Genomic DNA, 19,482 nt, shown 5'->3' on the forward strand with positions numbered 1-19,482 from the left:
GTCTTGGCCCGGTCGTCGGAAACCCCAAGGTGCAGCGCGGGGATAGGCCTGAAGCGGGCCAGCCGGGATCTCAGATGAGTTCCATCACTGGACCCTTGTGCACGGCGCGGTAGATCGTGTTCCGAAGAGCGTTGGCGTCCTGTGAGGTCAGGGTCCGGTCGATCGGTCGGAGGATGATCCGCACGAGCATGTTGCTCTGGCCGGGCCGGATCGCCAAACGCTCCCGAGCAGCACTGGGGAGGCTGTCGTGGGCGGTGCGATCCAGTATCTCGACGGATTCGAGGACCTCGACATCATCGGCTATCGCGGCGCGGATACGGTCACCGAGGGTTTCCTCGTCCTCGTCGTCGTCGACAACGATGGAGATGTCCCGGCGGGCCGGTGGTAGCGGTGAGACATGCTTCCACCGATCAAGGGTGAGCATCTGGGCGGCGATACGCGGATCGCGTGCGCGCAGGTACCGAATGTCGGGGATGGACTTGCGCAGCATCAGCGCGCGTTCCAACCCCATGCCGAGCGCTAGGCCGGACCATCGTCGCGGGTCCAGGCCCGAGCCGCGCAACACCTCGGGGTGGATGCGGCCACACTCGGCCAGTTCCAGCCACTCACCGTTCAGCCGGACGTCGACCTGTCTGCCGCCCACGGTATAGGGGTGGATCGCGTCTGTGACCCTGGATTCTGCGCCGGGCAGGACCGCCGTGACGAGGTGGTCGATCATGGCGAGCATGTCCTCGTCGCTGGTGTCAGGGGCGTCGCGGAGGCGCCACAGGTCGACCTGGTGGGGTTCGCCCACGTGGCTGCGATCGACTACATCGCGACGGTAGACCAGTCCCGGCACGACGATGAGTTCATCGATTGCCGAACGCCCTGCATAGTCTTCCAGTGCGGTGGGAATGTCCGCGCTCGTGTGGCTGCGCAGCATCGCAGTGCGGCTGACGTAGCGGGTGTACCGGCGGTCGCGAGTGACGTCCTCGGGGTTGTAACCCAGGCGGTCGTAATTCTCGTTCACAGCGACGACGGGCGGGGTGCGCACGTAGCGGGTCGTATTACCCCACGCGGACTGCAACGCGCTCACCACCGCGCCGAGCAGAACCTGGATGGCGTGCTCGCCCTGAGCGGGATCGGTGAGGTCGCGCATGTTGAGAGCGCGATAGAGCTGGTCAGGAGTCAGGTAGGTCTCATGCACCATGAGGGGGTCTCCGAAACGGTTGCAGGCTGGAGGAGGAAGGGAACTTCCCCGGCCGTACGTGCGGAGACCTAGTGCACTACGAGCGCACCATGGACTACCCCGCCGTCATATCCCGGCCGGGGGTCCCGAAATCGCTGCCAACTCAGCACGGCACGAGCGTACCTGCGACACCCGCACGACGCCCGAAATTATCGACGTCCTGAACAGCATCGCCCAGGCGTAGTCGCGCGCGGAACGTGTCGGGCGTCTACCGCCGGAGGTGTTCGCCGGTTACGGTGGCGGCGATCGCGGTGGCGGCGGCGAGGGCGAGGTCCACGCCGGTGTACCACTGGTCCCGGCGGCGGTGACCGTGAGAGAAGCCAACCCGAGCAGTAGCTCCGAGAGCCTGGTAGTAGCCGACGCGGCGGTAACCTGGCCGTCGGATCAACTGGGGAAGGATGGCCGATGAGGCAACCACTGCGGATCGGAATCGCTGGTTACGGCAACCTCGGCAAGGGGGTGGCTGCCGCCGTCGGGCAGAACCCGGACATGAAGCTGCACGGCATCTTCACCCGCCGGGACCCGGCCTCACTGCAGGTTGCCCAGGACGTCGCCCCGGTCTTCACCTGGTCGGAGTTGCTGGAGCACAAGGACGACATCGACGTGCTGATCCTGTGCGGTGGGTCCAAGGAGGACCTTCCCAAGCAGGGTCCCGAACTCGCTGCACACTTCAGCACGGTCGACTCCTTCGACACCCACGCGCGCATCCCCGACTACTTCGCCGCCGTCGACCAGCCCGCACGCGCGGCCGGGACCACGTCGATCATCGCGGTGGGCTGGGACCCGGGAATGTTCTCACTGAACCGCCTGCTCGGGGAGGCGCTGCTACCGCAGGGCCAGACTTACTCCTTCTGGGGCAAGGGCCTGAGCCAGGGACACTCCGACGCCGTCCGCCGGGTGCCCGGGGTGGCGGCCGGTGTGCAGTACACGATCCCGGCCACCGACGCGATCGAGGCGGTCCGCTCCGGTGCCCGGCCCGAACTGAGTACTCGGGACAAGCATCGCCGGGAGTGCTACGTGGTGCTGGCTGAGGGCGCCGACGAGACCGAGGTGGAGCAGGCGATCGTGACGATGCCGCACTACTTCGCCGAGTACGACACCACCGTGCACTTCGTCAGTGCGGAGACGTTGCGCCGGGAGCACGGCGCAATGCCGCACGGAGGCTTCGTGATCCGCAGCGGCACCACCGGTGGCGGCTACGACCAGGTGATCGAGTACCGGCTGGAACTAGGCAGCAACCCCGAGTTCACCGCCAGCGTGCTGGTGGCTTACGCCCGCGCTGCGGCCCGGCTGAACACTCAGGGCGTGATCGGGGCGCAGACCGTGTTGGAGGTGCCGCCGGCGCTGCTCTCGCCAACCCCGGTGGAGCAGTTGCGCGCCGAACTGCTCTGAGTCCGCCCGTCTGAGTCCACCACGTTGTCGCCGGGCCGCGGTGCGGCATGCGCAGAGCCGGTGGTGGCGGAAGCCCCGCACCACCGGCTCCACACGGTCTGTACCCCGGACCGTCTTCACAATCTATGCGATCAGTCGCCTTTCAGGGCCGATCGCAGCGATACCCGCGCCCCGGTGCGCAGCAACGAACCGGAGTAGATCCGGGCCGCCAGGGCGATCACGATCCCGGCGGCCAGGGCCAGCACGCCCAGAGAGAGCAGCGGCTCCCACCACAGGGCATCGCCCATGAACAACCGCACCGGCATCGCCACCGGTGCGCTGAACGGGATGTAGGAGGCGATCGCCATCGCCAGGTTGTTCTGCCCGAGGATGATCACCACGAAGTACGGGGCCATGACCAGCATCATCGTGGGCATCATCACCGCGCCGGTGTCCTCCTGGCGGGAGACCAGGGAGGCCCCGGCGGCGAACATCGCCGCCACGAGCACGAATCCGAACAGGAAGAAGATGACGAACCATGCGATCGGCCCGGTGAGCAGGTCCAGCAGGTCGCTCTGACCGGTGAGCAACAGCCCGAGCACCGCCACCGCACCGATCGCCGCGGTCTGTCCCACCGCGAGCACGCTGTTGCCGATCACCTTCCCGGCCAGCAGGGCCCGCGCGGGAACGGCCGAGAGCAGGATCTCCACGATCCTGGACTGCTTCTCCTGCACGGTGTTCTGCACGATCATGGCGCCCGAGCCCATCGCGAACAGCATGAACAGGAACCCGAAGATCCCCGCCACCAGCATCTGCAAACCGCGGGAGGTGGTGGTGTCGAGCAGTTCCACCTCCGGTTGCACCGACAGCGCCCCCAGCACCTCGGTGGGCGGGTCGGTCAGGGCGATCACGCGCACACCCACCGGGGAGGTCTCATCGGGCACGATGGCGGCGTCCACCTCCTCGGCGCGGACGAGGTCCTGCGCCTGGGACACGTCCGCCGCGGCGGTCACCTCGAAGCCGTCCACGTTGTCCAACTCCGCGCCGGCCCCGTCGACCACGGCTACCGGGGTGTCCGAGCCGATGCGGTCACCGAAGAAGCCCGATGCCACAATCCCGGCCAGCACCAGCCCAAGGGTGACGATCAGGGAGACGATGAACGACTTGGTGCGGACCTGGGTGGTGATCTCCCGCTCGGCCACCAGCAGCGAGGCCGCCGGGGCGGACAGTCGCTCGGGACCCTCGGCCCCGGTGGTCTGGAACCTGGTGGGCCGGTCGGACCGGGTGGGGGTGGTCAGCGTGCTCATGCTGCCTGCTCCTTGCTTTCCTCGTCGGTGACGACGTCCTTGAAGATCTCGCTCAGCGAGGGGTGCACCGGCCCGAAGCTGAGCACGGTGTCGGTCGCGATCGCCCGGGTGAGCACCTGCTGGGCAACCTGGTCCCCGCCCTCGAACAAGGCCGTGGCACCGTCCAGCTCCAGCACCCGGGCGCCCGGGACCTCCCGGACCCAGCCGGCGTCGCGGACGGTGACGATCCGGTGACGGCGCACCCCGAAGGCCTCCCGCAGGTGCTCGGCGGTGCCGTCGGCGCGGATCTTGCCGCCGGCGATGATCACCAGCCTGTCGCTGAGGCGTTCCACCACGTCCAACTGGTGGGAGGAGAACAGCACCGGCACCCCGCGTTCGGCGTACTCGGTCAGCACGCCCAGCACCACCTCCACGGCCATCGGGTCCAGTCCGGAGAACGGCTCATCGAGGATGAGTACGTCCGGGTTGTGCACCAGGGCGGCGGCGATCTGCACCCGCTGCTGGTTACCCAGTGACAGTGCCTCCAGCGGGTCATCGGCCCGCTCACCCAGCCCCAGCCGCTCCAGGAGATCCCGGGCCCGGGTGTTGGCGCCGTCCCGGTCGTAGCCGTGCAGCCGCGCCAGGTAGCCGATCTGCTCGGCGATCTTCATCTTCGGGTACAGGCCGCGCTCCTCGGGCATGTACCCGAAAGACCGCCGTCCACCGCCGTCGAGGGGTTGACCGTCCATCGTCACCGTTCCGGCGTGGGCGCTGAGCACCCCCAGGATGATGCGCATCGTGGTGGTCTTACCGGCGCCGTTCCCCCCGACGAATCCGGTCAGTTTGCCGCGTTCGACGCCGAAGGACACGTTGTCCAGCACCTTGTGGTCGCCGAAGAAGCGGTCGATGCCCTCTACCTGAAGCATGCCTCACCCCGTCACTGCTGATGCGGGCACCGTGTGCGCCCGTCGATGACACCGAGGCTATGAGGCCACCGGCCGGTGCCGCTTCGGCCGTCAGGTGGATCTTTCGGGTCTCCACCCCGCGGGGGAGGGAGGGCGTCGTCAGTCCTGCCCGGCCAGGCCGTGGCGGTAGGCGAAGGCCACGGCCTGGACCCGGTCGCGCAGGTGCAGTTTCATCAGCAGGTTGGAGACGTGGGTCTTGACCGTGGCGCGCCCGATCACCAGGTGGGCGGCGATCTCGTCGTTGGACATGCCGCGGGCCACCAGCGCCAGCACCTCCCGTTCGCGTTCGGTCAGGTCACCCGCGGCCGCGGGTAGGGCCGCGCTGCCACCGGCGCCGCGGGCCGGTGCCAGCGGATCGGCGCCGGCATCGCCCCGGCCGGTGGCGGGATGGCCGACGGCGGAACCCGCCTGGGCAGCCGGGCCGGCCCGGCCAGGACTCACCCCGTCCAGGGCCCCGCCGGAGACCGCCCGCTCAATGATCGCCCGGGTGACCTCGGGGGAGAGCAGGGCGTCGCCGTCGGCCACCGAGCGGATCGCATCGGCGAGTTGTTCGGGCCGGGCGGTCTTGAGTAGGAACGCGCTGGCGCCGGCGCGCAGCGCCTCGAGCAGGTAGTCCTCCCGGCTGAACGTGGTCAGCACCAGCACCTTGGGCCCGCCGGGGTCTGCGGCGATGATCGCCCGGGTGGCCTCCAGGCCGTTCATCCCGGGCATCTCCACGTCCATGCACACCACGTCCGGGCCGGTGCCGGCCACCACCTCCAGTGCCTCGGCCCCGGTGGAGGCCTGCCCCACCACGGTGATGCCGGGTTGGGCGTCCAGGATGGTAGCGATGCCCTCGCGCAGCAGCGGCTGGTCATCCACGAGCACCACCCGCACCCCCGCGTCGCCTGCCGGTGCCTCGTGCTCGGCCGGACTGCTCATGCGGATGGTTCCTGTTCGTCGTCGGGGGATCTGTGTTCGTCGGCGGTCAGCGCGGTGGGGGTCAGCGGCACCTGGGCACGCACCAGGAACCCGCCCTCACGGCGCGGGCCCACGTGCAGGGTGCCGCCGTCGGTGCCGACCCGTTCGCGCATCCCGACCAGGCCCAGACCGCCGCTTCCGGGCCGGACCGGGCGTCGCCGCCGGCCCGCGCCGTCATCGGCCACCTCCAGTTCCACCGCCTCGGGCAGGTAGCGCAGCCGCACGTCGACGCCGGCGTCGTTGCCGGCGTGTTTGCGGGCGTTGGTCAGGGCCTCCTGGGCGATCCGGTACAGGTTTAGGGAGGCCAGTGGGCGCATCGGCACCGGCTCACCGATCACCTGGTACTGCACCTGCAGGCCGCCGTGCCGGGCGTCCTCGATCAGGTCGGGAATGCGCTCCACGCCCAGGGAGCCCACGGGATCTGCGCTGCCCGGACCGACGCCGTCGTCGGGTTCGGCCCGCAGGGTGCCGAGCAGGGTTTGGAGTTCGCTGATCGCGTTTCGAGCCGACTGCTCCACGTTTTCCAGAGCGCCGACGGCCCGGGCGGTGTCCCGGTCCAGCAGTGTGCGCGCGGCCGCGGCCTGCACCCCGATGAGAGAGATGTGGTGCGCCACTGCGTCGTGTAGTTCACGGGCAAGCCGCATCCGTTCGATGGTGACGGCCTGGGCCTCCACCAGCGCGCGCTCGGCCTGCAACTCATGGGCTCGTTGGAGCAGCAGATCCCGGTCCCAGGCAGCCTTCCAGGCGTGGTTGCCGAACCAGATCGCCCCGGCGAAGTACAGCACGTTGATGAACAACTGGATGAGCATGAACGCAGCGAGCGGCGAGAGTGAACCCGCCCCGAAGTCCACCGTCTCCCCATCCGGCGGGTCGGTGGCCACCCGGAAGAAGGACACCAGCAGCCAGCTGAACATCACGGCCACCACGATCAGCCGCACGATCAGCGCTCGGCGCCGGTCCGAAACCCAGGCCCCGACGGTGTACAACGCCAGGAACAGCGCGATATTGGTCACCAGCGTCTCGGGCACCATCGCCTCCCCGAGCACCACGAACGCCGCGGAGAGGACGATCAGCACGGTGGTCGGGTACCGCCGGCGCCAGGCCAGCGGGAGGGTGACCGCAGCCAGCGTGAGCACCGAGATCACGGGTGCGGCGGGTTCGGGGAGCATCTGCGCGGCTCGGTGCATAGCCATCGACAGCAGGGCGACGGCGAACAGAGCCAGAGACGCGAAGGCGTCGTTGTGCCACTGCGTCCGGGTGATCGGCGGGCGTTGCCATGGGCGAGGGGTGCTGGGCGCGCCGAGTTCACCCCGGGGGCGCTCGGGCGTCACATCGGAGGCCTTAGCGGGGGAGGTGCCCGACGTGGCCGGTGCGCTCATGAGCCCAACGGTAGCGGCGGGTACGCGGGGATTCCTCCGCCTCGGGGCGGAGGCCGGTAGGTGGAGGCCGCCGGGGGTGGTCCACGCCCGTGCCCGTGGAGCGCCTGGTGCGCACGCTGTGGCGATGCCTGGGTAGGCTCGGCGACCATGCGTCCCGAACACCTCACCCTGCTGCACAGCACCGCCCGCCCGGCCGTGCACCCCGACGGCACCTGGGCGGTGATCGCGGTCTCCCGCCCGGACCTGGAGGAGGACACCTACTCCTCCCGGCTCTGGCGCCTGGACCTGGGCGACGGAGCACTGCGCCCGCTGACGCACGGTTTCCGCGATGCCGAACCGGTCATCTCACCCGATGGGCAGTACCTTGCCTTCCTGCGCGCCGCCAAGGGGGACAAGCCCCAACTCGCCCTGATGCGCGTCGACGGCGGGGAGCCGCAATTGCTCACTGACCACCCGCTGGGGGTATCGGGCCGGCCGGAGTTCTCCCCGGACTCCACCCGCATCGCCTATACCGCCCGGGTGCCCGAGGACGGGCGTTACGGCACCACCGAGGGCGTGGGGCCCGACGCCGAGCCCCCGCGGCACATCACCCGGTTCACCTACCGTCTCGACGGTGCCGGCTTCCACGCCGATCGGCCCCAGCATGTCTACGTCATCGCTGTGCTCGAGGAGAACGACCCGATGGCGGCGGGCCCGGATTCGTCGAGCACGGTTGCATCGAGCGCGGTTGCATCGAATGAGGACGAGTCGAACAAGGGCGAGGGCGGCACCACCCAGGACGAGGCCGGCACGCTCGGCGCCCGTAAGGGCGTGCAGGTGCGCCCGGTGGCGGTCACAGCCGGCGACCGGGACCACCGCGAACCGGTGTGGACCCACGACGGCGCGCACCTGCTTATCACCCGCGGTGTGGTCGATGAACTGCGGAGCGAGTTGATCCGCGTCCCAGTACCCAGGTCCGGCGGCGGCGCCGGTGGGGGTGCTGCGTCCGGAGCGGACGGCGGTGACAGTTGCTCGACGGACCAGCGCGACGTAGCAGTACCGGAACCGGAGGTCCTGCAGGGCCTCGAGCACGGTGCGGTCGGGGTGCGCACCGGCCCGGGTGAGACCCTCTGGCTGCTGATCTCCGACCTGGGCCCGGACGCGCTGGACTTCATCGGCAAGACCCCGGCGCTGCACCGCGCCCGGCTCACCCAGGACGGGCTCGCCGACCTGGAACAGTTGACCGACCCGCGCACCGGGTCGTTGACCAACGACGTGTTCCTGGCCGACGGCGCCGGCGTGCTGCTCACTCGCCTGAACCGGGGCAGCACCGAACTGGTGCGCTACACCGATGGCGAACTGCGGCCGGCCTTCAGCGGTCAGGTGAGCGTGGCCGGGGCTGACCTGCTGCCCGGTGGCGGGGTGCTGGTGAGTGCCTCGACACCGGACAGTGCCGGCGACCTCTTCGTGATCGAGCAGTCCGGCGGCGACGACGCCGTCGACGTGCGCCGCCTGACTGACCTGTCCGCGCGGCTGCGTGAGCAGGCCGGGGTGTTCGTCCCACAGGAACTGCAGGTCGACGGCGAGGACGGCTACCCGGTGCACGGCTGGGTCACGGTGCCCGCGGGGGAGGGCCCGCACCCGGTGCTGCTGCTCATCCACGGGGGCCCGCACGCACAGTACGAGTCGGTGCTCTTCGACGAGGTGCAGGTCTACACCAGGGCGGGTTACGCCGTCGTCTTCTGCAACCCCCGGGGCTCGGCCGGCTACGGGCAGGACCACGGCCGGGCCATCATCCAGGGGTTCGGGGACCGGGACGCCGCCGACGTGCTGGCCTTCCTCGACGGTGCCCTGGCCGCCCACCCCGGCCTCGATGCCCAGCGCGTGGGCGTGCTCGGTGGCTCCTACGGCGGGTACATGACGGCGTGGCTCACCACCCGCACCGACCGGTTCGCGGCCGCGATCGTGGAGCGCGGCTTCCTGGACCCGGTGAGTTTCGAGGGCTCCAGCGACATCGGCTGGTTCTTCGGGATCAAGTACCTGGGTGAGGATCCGGAGCGGGTGGCCGCACAGAGCCCGATGGCCCACCTCGACAAGGTTGCCACGCCCACCATGGTGATCCACTCCGAGCAGGACTGGCGCTGCCCGGTGGAGCAGGGCCAACGCTGGTTCGTGGGGCTCAAGCGCCGCGGTGTGGAGACCGAGTTCCTGCTCTTCCCCGGTGAGGGGCATGAGTTGAGCAGGTCCGGACGCCCGAAGCACCGCTTGGCGCGGTTCGAGCACATCCTGACCTGGTGGGACAAGCACCTGCCGGTGCGTTGAGCACGGGGCGGCACGCGTAGCACCGGGCGGGCACGGGTTACCTCAGGAGAAGTGGACCCCGCCGTTGATGTCCACCACGGTGCCGGTGACGAAGGCGCTCTCGTCCGAGCACAACCACAGCACCGGCCCGGAGACGTCGTCGGGGTAGCCGGCCCGGCCCAGCGGGATGGAGTCGATGGTGGCCTGCTGCCGCTGAGGGGTGCTGAACGTCTCGTGGAAGGGGGTGTCCAGGATGAGCCCGGGGGCCAGGGCGTTGACCGTGATCTGCTTCGGTGCCAGCTCCTTGGCCAGGGAGCGGGTGTAGCCGAAGATCCCGGCCTTGGCGGCGGCGTAGGCCCCCGAGCCGTCCGAGCCGCCGTTCTGCCCGGCCACCGAGGAGACGTTGACGATCCGTCCGCCGGGGTGCATGAACTTGATCGCCTCCCGGGTCACCATGAAGGTGGAGTCCAGGTTGACGGCCATCACCGTGCGCCAGTGCTTGGTGCTCATCTCCGCTAGCGGCACCCGCCCGATCAGCCCGCCCGCGTTGTTGACCAGGATGTCCAACCCGCCGAGTTTGCCGGCGGCGTCGGCGACGCCGTCGATCACGGCGGCCTCATCGGTGACATCCAACTGCATCGACAGCGCCGGTGGGGCGTTCGTGGCAGCAAGTGCGTCCAGGAACTCCGGTTCGGGGGCGTGGGTGAGGTAGCTGAACGCGACCTGGGCGCCCTCCCGGGCCAGGTCGGCCACGATGCGGCGGCCGATCCCGATACCACCACCGGTGACCAGCGCCCTCTTACCGGCCAAACGAGACATCTGTGCTCCTTCGCTGATCGTGCTGGTTGATGGTCTGATCCGCGCTCAACCGTAACCGTGCTGCCGGGCGGCGAGGCGACGGCGCACCCACTTCTCCGCCTCCACGATCAACAGGGTCGAGACGCCCAGCACCGCGCACATCGCCCATTCCGCACCGGAGAGTGTGACGAAGCCCATCAGGTTCGAAAGTACCGGCCAGGTGGCCGCCACCCAGAACAGCGCGAGTGCGGCGAAGGAGGACACCAGCAGCAGGCGGTTGCTGAAGGGGTCCGAGAGCACCGACTTGTGTTCGAACCGGGATGTCTGCACGAAGAAGAAGTTCATCATGACGAACAGGGTCATCGTCAGGGTGCGGGCGTGCTCCTCGGTCAGGCCCTCGTTCAGACCCCACAGGAACATCGACACCGCGGCCAGGCCCATCCAGACCCCGGTGATCGCGGTGCGCCACCACAGCACCCGGCTGAGCACCCCCTCCCTGGCCGAGCGCGGCGGTCGGTTGAGTTCATCGCCCTCGGCCCCTTCGAACCCCAGCGCGATGTCCTGCACCCCGTTGGTGACCACGTTCATGAACAGCATCTGGATCGGCAGGAAGATCAGGGGCATGCCGGTGTAGACGCTGATGGAGACCGCCAGCAGCGAGGCCGCCCCGTTGGCGAGCAGGAAGTGGGTGGCCTTGCGGATCGCATTGAACGTGACCCGGCCCTGCTCCACGGCATCGACCACGGTGACGAAGTTGTCGTCGGTGAGCACCATGTCCGCCGACTCCCGGGCCACGTCCGTTCCCGAGGCCCCCATCGCCACCCCGAGCGCGGCGGCTTTCAGCGCGGGTGCGTCGTTGACCCCGTCGCCGGTGACGGCGACGACCTCACCACGGTCCTGCAACACCTGCACGATGCGCATCTTGTCCTGCGGGGACACCCGGGCGGCCACCCCGACCTCGCGCAGGCGCGCGTGCAGGGGATCGTCATCGAGGGTGAGAATCTCGGCGCCGGTGAGCGGTTCGGCCTCGGTGGGCAGACCCAGTTGAGCCGCGATCGCCAACGCCGTGGCCGGCTGGTCACCGGTAATCATCAGCACCCAGATCCCAGCCCGGTGGCAGGCTGCGATCGCCTCGGCCACCCCGGGGCGGGGCGGGTCGGCCATCCCCTGCAGACCGGCGAAGGTCAGGCCGGCGGGCGGTGGGAACTCCTCGGAAATCTGCTCCCCTGGCCCGAGCACCCGGAAGGCGGTGCCCAGCACCCGTAGTCCGCGGCTGGCGAGGTGATGATTCGCGGACTGGACGACGTCGAACTCGAGGGGGACCACGCCGTCGTCGGTCTGGATGTTCACCGAGGCTGCGAGCAGCACATCCGGGGAGCCCTTGACGAACAACACCCGCTCATCGCCGACCCGGTGGATGCTCTGGGACATCCGCGCCTCCGACTCATACGGGGCATGCGCCAGTGGCGCGGTCGCGAGCCCGGCCATGGTCACCGCGCCGGTGCGCAACGCCGCCTTGGCCATCGCGACGTCGACGGCGTCCCCGATGAAGGTACTCGGGTCATCACGGTCGGGCCGGGCCTCGTTCGTCAGCGCCCCGATAAGGAGCATCTGGCGCACGGCCGGGCTCAGCGTGAGCCCGGGATCGGTCAGATCGACCTCACCGGCGGCGGTCCAGCCGGCTTGGGAGGTCATCTCGTTCATGGTCAGGGTGCCGGTCTTGTCCGATCCGATCACCGTGGTGGAGCCCAATGTCTCCACCGCCGGCAGCGACCGCACCAGGGCGTGGCGTTTGGCCATCCGGGACACACCCACGCTCATCGCCACGGTCAGCACGATGGGCAACGACTCCGGTACGGAGGCCACCGCGAGGGCCACGATGGTCATGAACATCTCGCCCGGGGCGTTGCCCAGGGCTACCCCGGAGAAGAACAACACCGCCGAGACCGCGGTGATGATCAGCCCGATCTTTCGCTCCAGGCCGTTGGTCAGTTCCTGCAACGGGGTCTTGCCCGGCGGGCCCTTGATCAACTCACTGATCACGCCCAGTTCGGTGCCGGTGCCGGTGGCCACCACCAGCGCTCGGGCCCGGCCCGAGCGCACCAGGGTGCCGGAGAAGGCCATGTTGATCCGGTCCCCGACGGGGGCCTCCTCGGTGACCACCCCGGTCTGCTTGGTGACCGCCTCGGACTCCCCGGTCAGCATCGACTCATCGACCTGCAGGGCATTGGCCTGCAGCAGCCGTACGTCGGCCGGGACGCGGTCTCCGCTCTCCAACTGCACCACGTCACCGGGCACCAGGTCCGCCGCCGGTCTGGTGGCGGCGGACCCGTCGCGCACGACCGTGCAGTTGGGCGCGGACAGGTTGGCCAGCGCCCGTACATCGCGCGCGGACCTGCGCTCCTGCCAGAAGCCCAGACCTGCGTTCAGCGCCAGGATCAGCGCGATCGCGCCGGCGTCGATGAACTCCCCGAGCAGCATCGTGATCACGAAGGCCACCAGCAGGATCCCGATCATCGGGCTGACGAACTGGCGTAGCAGTGTGACGATCCATGGTGTGGCCGAACTCGCTTCGATCGTATTCGGGCCGTGGACGGCGAGGCGCTGCTCGGCCTCAGCGGAGGTCAGACCCTGGTCGTCGGCCTGCAGTGCCGCCGTGACATCCTCGATGCCCAACGCGTGCCAGGTCCGCTCGGAGGCGGATTCGACGGTGGGTTGCGTGGACATGGTGGGGGCGGAACCGGTGGCTTTCGGGTGGGGGGCGGTCAGGGCCGTGACCGTTGTGGCAGGCAGGACCGTTGCCTCCCAGTCTGATGCCAGAACGGCGTGGTGCCGTGGGACCAAGGACCCGCCCGGATGGCCCTGCGGTATCGGGGTCCGATCACATCACGACGGCTCGGTCTTGGCCTCAGGTGCGCTCGCGGCCGTCGGGCCTGGCGTCCTGGTTGTTCGTCACGGCGCCGAGCCCGGGTGCAGCGTGTTCAAGGTCGCCGGGTGTGTCCAGGACGATCGGGTCGGGTCTCTTGGCGGCGCGGGTATCGCCGGAGGAGGCGCGGCGGAGCCGCCGGGTGGCCCAAGGGTAGACGTCGCGGCGTATCCAGGTGGCGTCCTCGCGCAGTCGTGCGGGCAGGGCGCGGCGGGCCTGGGCGTCCAGCGGCTTCGACCAGTCGGCGTCGTCGGGCTCCAGCCCCAGCGCGTCCAGTGCCGCCTGAGCGGCGCGCCAGTGGCCCAGCGTGCTCAGATGCACCCGGTCCGGGGCCCACATGCGCCGGTCCTGCAGCGCTCGCAGGCCCCAGATATCCATGACGTGGGCGCCGTGGTTGCGCGCGATGGACCAGATGTGAGCGTTGAAGATCCCGACCTTGGGGCGCATCACGGTCAGCAGCGGCCCGGCCCGGCGGGTGTCCATCCCGGTGGCCAGCAGCACGTCGATGCCCTGCTCGCGTGCCGAGCGCACCGCGCGGTCCAGGCGCGCGCCCAGGACGTCGGGGTCACCCCCGGGGCGAAGCAGGTCGTTGCCGCCACCGATGATGGAGATCAGGTCCGGCTTGGCGGCCAGTGCCTGTGGGAACTGCTCGGTTAGGATCGGGCCCAGCATTTTGCCCCGGATCGCGAGGTTGGCGTACTCCAGCGGCGCCCGCCCGGCCCGGGTGCGCCGCTCGGTCAGGGACTGGGCAAGCAGGTCCGCCCAGCCGCGGTAGTCACCGGGTTCCCCTGGCTCATCGCACAGGCCCTCGGTCATGGAGTCACCGATCGCCACGAAGCGGCGCCAGCGTGGTGCGGACGGGGTGAAGAACACATCAGTCACAGGTGCCATTGTGCCGTGCCCGGTGGTGCGGTGCTGCGGTGCCTGCGTGGTGCGGTGGTGCGGTGCCTGCGTGGTGGGGTGGTGGTGCTGCCATGTCCGGCCGGTGGCGTGCCCGTGTCAGGGCAGCGCCCACTCCACCGGCTCGGCGCCCATCCGCACCAGCAACTCGTTGGCCCGGGAGAACGGCTTGGAACCGAAGAATCCGCGCGAGGCCGACAGCGGGCTGGGGTGCGGCGACATGATGCACGGCGTGGCGCCCAGAGCCGGCTTGAGGGACTGGGCGTCCCGGCCCCACAGGATCGCCACCATCGGTTGGTCGCGAGCCACCAGCGCCCTGATCGCCTGGTCGGTGACCTGCTCCCAGCCCTTGCCGCGGTGGGAGGCGGGTTTGCCCGGCGTCACGGTCAGGCACCGGTTCAGCAGCAGCACGCCGTGGTCGGCCCAGGCGGACAGGTCGCCGGAGGTGGGCTGGGGCGCCCCGACGTCGCTGACCAGTTCGGTGAAGATGTTCACCAGGGAGCGCGGCAGCGGTCGAACATGGGATTGGACGGAGAAGGACAGGCCCATCGGATGGCCCGGGGTGGGGTAGGGGTCCTGGCCCACGATCAGCACCCGCACGTCCGCCAGGGGCCGGGTGAAGGCGCGAAGCACGTCCTCGCCCGCCGGCAGGTAGCCGCGGCCGGCGGCGACCTCGGCGCGCAGGAAGTCTCCCATCGCGTGGATCTGCTGCTCCACCGGCGCCAGGGCCTGGGCCCAGCCCGGGTCGATGATGTGTTCCAGTGGGGTGCGCGTGCTCACCGCACCAGGGTGGCAGAAGTATCGGGCCCTGCCCGAGCGTTCGGGACGCTTGGCTCCGCGCCCGGCTGCTGGCGCCGTTGAACTGGCACGGGGAACTGGCGCGGGTGCGTTCAGTTAGCACAGACGCGGCCGAAGCGAGTGAATGACACGCGTGTGATTTGCCCCTAGTATTGCCCCGAGCGGCCCCACGTGCACAGGCACCCGAGGTGGGGGTCACGCCGCGCTCCAGCAGCGGCGGGAGTCCACCACACCGGAACCGCAACTAAGAACTTCAGGTACCAGGAGGATCGATGTCAGCAGCGCAGCAGATCAACGCTCACACCACCGAGCAGGGACTGAGCGAACGCGACGCCGCAATCCTGGCCTTCGAGAACCAGTGGTGGAAGTACGCCGGGGCCAAGGAGACCGCCATCCGGGAACACTTCGACATGAGCGCCACCCGCTACTACCAGGTGCTCAACGCCCTCATCGACACCCCGGCCGCCCTGGCCGCTGAGCCGATGCTGGTCAAGCGGTTGCGCCGGATGCGCAGTTCCCGCCAGCGGGAGCGTTCGGCCCGTCGGCTGGGCGACCGCGCGTGATCGCGCACGATCGCCGCCCGAGGAGATAACCTTTCGGGTGTGAGCCGCCAGGACTATCCCTACGACGAGGACGAATTCGACGTCCTCGGTGCCGACCGCACGCCTCAGGGCGTGCACCGGGCACCCGTTCCGCGCTGGCGGCAGTTGCTGCCCTTCGCGATCGTGATCGTGGTCGCCCCGCTGCTGGCCTGGGCCGGCGTGAGCATCCTGTCCGGGAACTTCGGTAGCGAGCCCGACCCCACTCCGGCCGTGACCGCCACCGAGGACCAGACCGAGGAGGAGACCGAGGGCGAGAACGGCGACGGCGAGAACGGGACCGACCCGGAGAGCACCGAGGAGGACGAGCCGGAGAACGGCGACGGCGAGAACGGGACCGATGAGGACAACGGCGAAGCCGGGGACGAGGCCACCGAGGAGGACCCGACCGACGATCCGGTCGACCTGGACCGGGACGTGCGGATCCTGATCCTCAACGGAGCCGGTGTCGCCGGAATCGCCGGCAGCACCGCCGAGACCCTCAACAACGAGGGCTGGACCAACACCTCCACCGCCGACTACGGCCAGGCCCTGCCCACCGACACCACCCTGTACTACCACGACGCGCAGGTGGCCGAGGAAGCCGAAGCGGTCGCCGCCGACCTTGGCATCGAAGCCACGGTGGAGAGCGCCAGCGCAGCCTCCTCCGGCATCGTGATCGTGCTCCGCCCGGATTTCGTCGGCTGAGCAGCCAGTTGCCTGCCCGCCCGGACTTCGTCGGCTGAGCAGCCAGTTGCCTGCCCGCCCGGACCTGTGCGGCTCCGGCCCGGGCAGTGGCGACCCCTGCGCCCCTGAGGTCTGAGCCCGGAGCATCTCAGCCGGCCCGCACCTGCTCCGCGGGGGTCAGCACGCCGTCGTCCTCCAGTTGTGCCACGGTGAGCACCACCACCGCCGCACTCCACGCCAGCGGCGCCACCGCTGCCGGGGTGCCGTCGGGAGAGACCTTCTCCGGAATCGCCCCCAGCGGCGTGCGGTGGTCATCGACCCAGGCCAACCAGTCCAGGGCCATTTGCGGCTCGCCGTTATGCGCCGCGGCCAACGCATAAAGCGTGGTCTGCGGGGTCCAGGACAACGACTGCTCCCGCCAGCCGGCGCCCGGTGCCAGCCCGCCGGCGGGCCTGCGCATCGGCGCGATCGAGTCGTGCCACGCCCCGAGGGCCTCGCTCAGGGGCTCCGGTTGGAAGGGCGGTAGCGCGAAGGCGGTGGCAGCGTCGCGCTCGGTACCACCGGGATAGCGGGGATAGGCGGGCCCGAAGGTGGTCTCGACAGCCGTGCGCAACCGGTCGGCGGCGGTGCCGGTGCGCAGCGCCAGGTCCATGTCGCCGGCGCCGGACCAGATCCGGGTAGCCGCGTGCAGGCCGGCCAGGACCGGGGCGGCTGTGCCCAGCGTCAGGTCCTGCTCCGGGTGCTCCCAGTAGTCCGCGCTCGGCGGCGGCAGCGAGTCCGGAGTCTCGACCTGGTGCAGTAACTGAGCGGTGGAGCGAGCCAGTAGTGGCGTGAGGTCGTGGTGGATCCGCTCACGGAGCGGGTCGTCCGGGGCCAGCGTGGCCAGGACGTGGTCGGTGGCCCACAGTACCCAACCGGTTCCGTCGGTCTGGATGCCCCGGCTATCCGGCGGTCCGGAGGCATCGGGGAGATAGCGGGCCTCGAAGGTGCCGTCGGGGTGTTGCACGCGTTGCAGGAAGGCCAGCACCTCCAGTGCGTCCCGGGGGTGCCCGGCGCTGGCCAGCGCGGCGGCGATGAAGGAGGCATCCCGCGGCCAGACGTACCGCCAGTTCGGGTTGTACCCGGCCAGGGCGGCGCCGTCGTCGAGGGTCAGGGCGCGGATGTCCAGCAGTGCGCCGGTGACCATCTCCTCGTAGGCGCTTCCGGTGCCGGGAACCGATCCGGCGGCGAGCCAGTCGCGGTCCGCCTGGGCTCGTTCGTGTGCGTCCCGGTGCTGTCCCGCGAAGGTATTCGGAGCGGGGGCAAGGACCCGGCTGCCGGGCAGGTAGGTGACGTCGGCGCCGGGCAGGATCACGGCACGTTCGCCGCCGGGGCGCACGTCCACGCCCCAGGCGTAGGGATCCACCTCATCGATGCGTCGTGGGTCCCACACGCCGGTCCGCGCGAGCGCCATGCCGGTCAGCAGAGCGGCCAGGACCAGTGCGGTGAGGACGATGAGTGAGCGACGGTGCATGGTCGCCCGATCCTACGAGAAGCGCTCGGGCGGGCGGGCTGGGGAGGGGGTGCGGCCCGGATCGCCGGCTGGCCACAGGGCGCAGGTGCGGCGGGTGGGGGCGAGGTGGGATGCTGCGATGGTCGGAGAGTCGGTCGGGGCGGTGGTCCGGACGGCTGTCCAAGAAGTGGCACCCGCGAAGGCCGAACCGGTAGGAGGGCGATGGGCGAGCGAGCGGTAACCGACGTCGTCGTGGTCGGTTCCGGGCCGAACGGGCTGGCCGCCGCGGTCACGATGGCCCGCGCCGGGCTGAACGTGCACCTGTACGAAGCCGAGCCCACCCTGGGCGGGGGCGCGCGCACCGAGAACCTCGGCCTGGCCGGCAACCTGGAGCACGACATCTGCTCCGCGGTGCACCCCCTGGCCCTGGCCAGCCCCTTCTTCGCCGAGTTCGACCTGCCGGCCCGCGGGGTGCGGTTCACCGTCCCCGAGATTGCCTACGCCCAGCCCCTTGACGACCAACCCGCCGCCCTCGCCTACACCGATCTGGAGCGCACCGCAGCAGCCCTGGGGGCCGACGGCGACGCCTGGCGGTCGCTGTTCGGCCCCTTGGTGCAGCACGAGCCCGCAGTCCTCGGGCTCGGACTGGCCGACATGCGCGCCGTTCCCGCCGCGCTGCGCAACCCCGGCGGACTCCTCGGCGCGCTGCGCTACGGCCTGCGCGTGCTGGAACAGGGCAGCCCGCTATGGAACACCCGGTTCCGGGGAGACGCCGCCCCGGCCCTGTTCACCGGGGTGGCCGCCCACGGCATCGCCCGGATGCCCGGGCTTGCGCCCGCCGGCCTCGGAGTGCTGCTCGGCCTGCTGGCACACACCTCCGGGTGGGCACTCCCGGTGGGCGGGTCCCAAGCGATCGCCGACGCGATGGTGTCGGACCTACGCGCCCACGGGGCCACCATCCACACCGGCACGCCCATTCATGACTATCAGCAACTGCCCCGGGCCCGGACCTACCTCTTCGATACCGCGCCCGGCGCGATCGCGCGGATCTGGGGGGACCGGCTCCCGCCCCGCACCGCCACCCGGTTGCGCCGGTACCGGCACGGCAACGCCGCCGCCAAGGTCGACTTCGTGCTCTCCGAACCGGTGCCCTGGCGCGACGCCCCGGTGGGGCAGGCCGGGACCGTGCACGTGGGCGGTTCCCGGGCGGACATGGTGCGCGCTGAGGCTCAGGTGGCCGCCGGCGCACACGCTGAGCAGCCGATGGTGCTGCTCAGCGACCCCGCCGTCGCCGACCCCGCGCGCAGCCGGGACGGACTGCGGCCGCTGTGGACCTATGCGCACGTGCCCGCCGGGTCGACGGCGGATGTCACCGAAGCGGTCACGGCGCAGATCGAACGGTTCGCTCCGGGCTTCCGGGATGTGGTCGTCGATGCCCGGTGCACCCCGGCGGCGCAGATGAGCCGGACGAACGCCAACTACGTCGGCGGGGACATCAGCAACGGTGCCCTGGATCTGCGCCGCATCCTCGGCGGCCCTCTGACCAGCCTCAACCCCTACGGTGCGGGCATCCCCGGGGTGTGCCTGTGCTCAGCCGCCACCCCACCGGCCCCCGGCGTTCACGGGATGTGCGGCCACCATGCGGCCAGGTGGGCGCTGCGAGAGCGCTTCGGGATCCTGCAGATGCCCGGTCTGGGACCGCGGTGAGCCCGCACTGCAACCAGTGCGTGCCCTTCGCCCTGTCGGTTTCATCCAAGACGATGGGAACCGCAGTTCCTAGGCTGAGCCGGGCGCGGCGATCTCGCCGTTGTCTCCCCTGATGGAAAGGATTCCG

At 70.2% G+C, this 19,482-nt stretch carries 15 protein-coding genes; 5 read left to right on the forward strand and 10 right to left on the reverse strand.

Annotated features, from left to right (window positions below; genetic code table 11):
- Nucleotides 1-70 precede the first annotated feature (70 nt).
- Complete coding sequence (locus ACO0LU_RS01745; RefSeq protein ID WP_424789703.1) at nt 71-1,189, reverse strand: hypothetical protein; 1,119 nt, start codon at nt 1,187-1,189, stop codon at nt 71-73.
- Between the two features lie 444 nt (nt 1,190-1,633).
- On the opposite strand from ACO0LU_RS01745, the gene ACO0LU_RS01750 reads away from it, so the two are divergent.
- Nucleotides 1,634-2,620 (forward strand): diaminopimelate dehydrogenase, encoded by a 987-nt coding sequence (locus tag ACO0LU_RS01750; protein WP_424789704.1) that lies wholly within the window; start codon nt 1,634-1,636, stop codon nt 2,618-2,620.
- A gap of 131 nt (nt 2,621-2,751) precedes the next feature.
- On the opposite strand, the gene ACO0LU_RS01755 is transcribed toward ACO0LU_RS01750, so the two are convergent.
- From ACO0LU_RS01755 to ACO0LU_RS01770, 4 genes are all read right to left on the reverse strand, one after another.
- On the reverse strand, nt 2,752-3,906 hold the full coding sequence (locus ACO0LU_RS01755; RefSeq protein WP_424789705.1) for an ABC transporter permease: 1,155 nt from the start codon (nt 3,904-3,906) through the stop codon (nt 2,752-2,754).
- The gene (locus tag ACO0LU_RS01760) at nt 3,903-4,811 is read right to left on the reverse strand and encodes an ABC transporter ATP-binding protein (protein ID WP_424789706.1); all 909 of its coding nucleotides are present in this window, start codon (nt 4,809-4,811) and stop codon (nt 3,903-3,905) included. The genes ACO0LU_RS01755 and ACO0LU_RS01760 overlap by 4 nt, the downstream gene beginning before the upstream one ends.
- Nucleotides 4,812-4,949: 138 nt before the next feature.
- A complete protein-coding gene (locus ACO0LU_RS01765) occupies nt 4,950-5,771 on the reverse strand; it encodes a response regulator (protein WP_424789707.1) in 822 nt (273 codons plus the stop codon).
- On the reverse strand, nt 5,768-7,189 hold the full coding sequence (locus ACO0LU_RS01770; RefSeq protein ID WP_424789708.1) for a sensor histidine kinase: 1,422 nt from the start codon (nt 7,187-7,189) through the stop codon (nt 5,768-5,770). Before ACO0LU_RS01770 ends, ACO0LU_RS01765 begins: the two co-directional genes overlap by 4 nt.
- Before the next feature lie 147 nt (nt 7,190-7,336).
- Here ACO0LU_RS01770 and ACO0LU_RS01775 point away from each other — a divergent pair, with 147 nt between their 5' ends.
- Nucleotides 7,337-9,490, forward strand: a complete 2,154-nt coding sequence (locus ACO0LU_RS01775) for a S9 family peptidase (protein ID WP_424789709.1) — start codon at nt 7,337-7,339, stop codon at nt 9,488-9,490.
- Nucleotides 9,491-9,532: 42 nt separating this feature from the next.
- On the opposite strand, the gene ACO0LU_RS01780 is transcribed toward ACO0LU_RS01775, so the two are convergent.
- From ACO0LU_RS01780 to ACO0LU_RS01795, 4 genes are all read right to left on the reverse strand, one after another.
- Nucleotides 9,533-10,288 carry an SDR family NAD(P)-dependent oxidoreductase gene (locus ACO0LU_RS01780; RefSeq protein ID WP_424789710.1) on the reverse strand — a complete coding sequence of 252 codons (756 nt, stop codon included), beginning with the start codon at nt 10,286-10,288 and terminating at the stop codon, nt 9,533-9,535.
- Between the two features lie 45 nt (nt 10,289-10,333).
- A complete protein-coding gene (locus tag ACO0LU_RS01785) occupies nt 10,334-12,994 on the reverse strand; it encodes a cation-translocating P-type ATPase (protein WP_424789711.1) in 2,661 nt (886 codons plus the stop codon).
- Between the two features lie 181 nt (nt 12,995-13,175).
- Nucleotides 13,176-14,084, reverse strand: coding sequence for an SGNH/GDSL hydrolase family protein (locus ACO0LU_RS01790; protein WP_424789712.1), 909 nt, complete (start codon nt 14,082-14,084; stop codon nt 13,176-13,178).
- 108 nt (nt 14,085-14,192) lie between these two features.
- Nucleotides 14,193-14,873, reverse strand: a complete 681-nt coding sequence (locus ACO0LU_RS01795; RefSeq protein ID WP_424789713.1) for a uracil-DNA glycosylase — start codon at nt 14,871-14,873, stop codon at nt 14,193-14,195.
- A 290-nt stretch (nt 14,874-15,163) separates the two neighbouring features.
- Here ACO0LU_RS01795 and ACO0LU_RS01800 point away from each other — a divergent pair, with 290 nt between their 5' ends.
- Complete coding sequence (locus ACO0LU_RS01800) at nt 15,164-15,454, forward strand: DUF3263 domain-containing protein (protein ID WP_424789714.1); 291 nt, start codon at nt 15,164-15,166, stop codon at nt 15,452-15,454.
- A gap of 39 nt (nt 15,455-15,493) precedes the next feature.
- The gene (locus ACO0LU_RS01805) at nt 15,494-16,177 is read left to right on the forward strand and encodes a LytR C-terminal domain-containing protein (RefSeq protein ID WP_424789715.1); all 684 of its coding nucleotides are present in this window, start codon (nt 15,494-15,496) and stop codon (nt 16,175-16,177) included.
- 127 nt (nt 16,178-16,304) lie between these two features.
- On the opposite strand, the gene ACO0LU_RS01810 is transcribed toward ACO0LU_RS01805, so the two are convergent.
- On the reverse strand, nt 16,305-17,669 hold the full coding sequence (locus tag ACO0LU_RS01810; RefSeq protein WP_424789716.1) for a glycoside hydrolase family 15: 1,365 nt from the start codon (nt 17,667-17,669) through the stop codon (nt 16,305-16,307).
- A gap of 201 nt (nt 17,670-17,870) precedes the next feature.
- On the opposite strand from ACO0LU_RS01810, the gene ACO0LU_RS01815 reads away from it, so the two are divergent.
- Nucleotides 17,871-19,355, forward strand: coding sequence for a phytoene desaturase family protein (locus tag ACO0LU_RS01815; RefSeq protein WP_424789717.1), 1,485 nt, complete (start codon nt 17,871-17,873; stop codon nt 19,353-19,355).
- The last annotated feature ends 127 nt before the right edge of the window (nt 19,356-19,482 follow it).

Origin of the sequence: Pseudactinotalea sp. Z1748 (assembly GCF_049725185.1) — a bacterium.
Lineage (GTDB): Bacteria > Actinomycetota > Actinomycetes > Actinomycetales > Beutenbergiaceae > CALKWS01.

Excerpts from the sequence above, each read along its gene's own strand:
- ACO0LU_RS01745 (WP_424789703.1), bottom strand. The coding sequence starts at position 1,189 with ATGGTGCATGAGACCTACCTGACTCCTGACCAGCTCTATCGCGCTCTC.
- ACO0LU_RS01750 (WP_424789704.1), top strand. The coding sequence starts at position 1,634 with ATGAGGCAACCACTGCGGATCGGAATCGCTGGTTACGGCAACCTCGGC.
- ACO0LU_RS01755 (WP_424789705.1), bottom strand. The coding sequence starts at position 3,906 with ATGAGCACGCTGACCACCCCCACCCGGTCCGACCGGCCCACCAGGTTC.
- ACO0LU_RS01760 (WP_424789706.1), bottom strand. The coding sequence starts at position 4,811 with ATGCTTCAGGTAGAGGGCATCGACCGCTTCTTCGGCGACCACAAGGTG.
- ACO0LU_RS01765 (WP_424789707.1), bottom strand. The coding sequence starts at position 5,771 with ATGAGCAGTCCGGCCGAGCACGAGGCACCGGCAGGCGACGCGGGGGTG.
- ACO0LU_RS01770 (WP_424789708.1), bottom strand. The coding sequence starts at position 7,189 with ATGAGCGCACCGGCCACGTCGGGCACCTCCCCCGCTAAGGCCTCCGAT.
- ACO0LU_RS01775 (WP_424789709.1), top strand. The coding sequence starts at position 7,337 with ATGCGTCCCGAACACCTCACCCTGCTGCACAGCACCGCCCGCCCGGCC.
- ACO0LU_RS01780 (WP_424789710.1), bottom strand. The coding sequence starts at position 10,288 with ATGTCTCGTTTGGCCGGTAAGAGGGCGCTGGTCACCGGTGGTGGTATC.
- ACO0LU_RS01785 (WP_424789711.1), bottom strand. The coding sequence starts at position 12,994 with ATGTCCACGCAACCCACCGTCGAATCCGCCTCCGAGCGGACCTGGCAC.
- ACO0LU_RS01790 (WP_424789712.1), bottom strand. The coding sequence starts at position 14,084 with ATGGCACCTGTGACTGATGTGTTCTTCACCCCGTCCGCACCACGCTGG.
- ACO0LU_RS01800 (WP_424789714.1), top strand. The coding sequence starts at position 15,164 with ATGTCAGCAGCGCAGCAGATCAACGCTCACACCACCGAGCAGGGACTG.
- ACO0LU_RS01810 (WP_424789716.1), bottom strand. The coding sequence starts at position 17,669 with ATGCACCGTCGCTCACTCATCGTCCTCACCGCACTGGTCCTGGCCGCT.
- ACO0LU_RS01815 (WP_424789717.1), top strand. The coding sequence starts at position 17,871 with ATGGGCGAGCGAGCGGTAACCGACGTCGTCGTGGTCGGTTCCGGGCCG.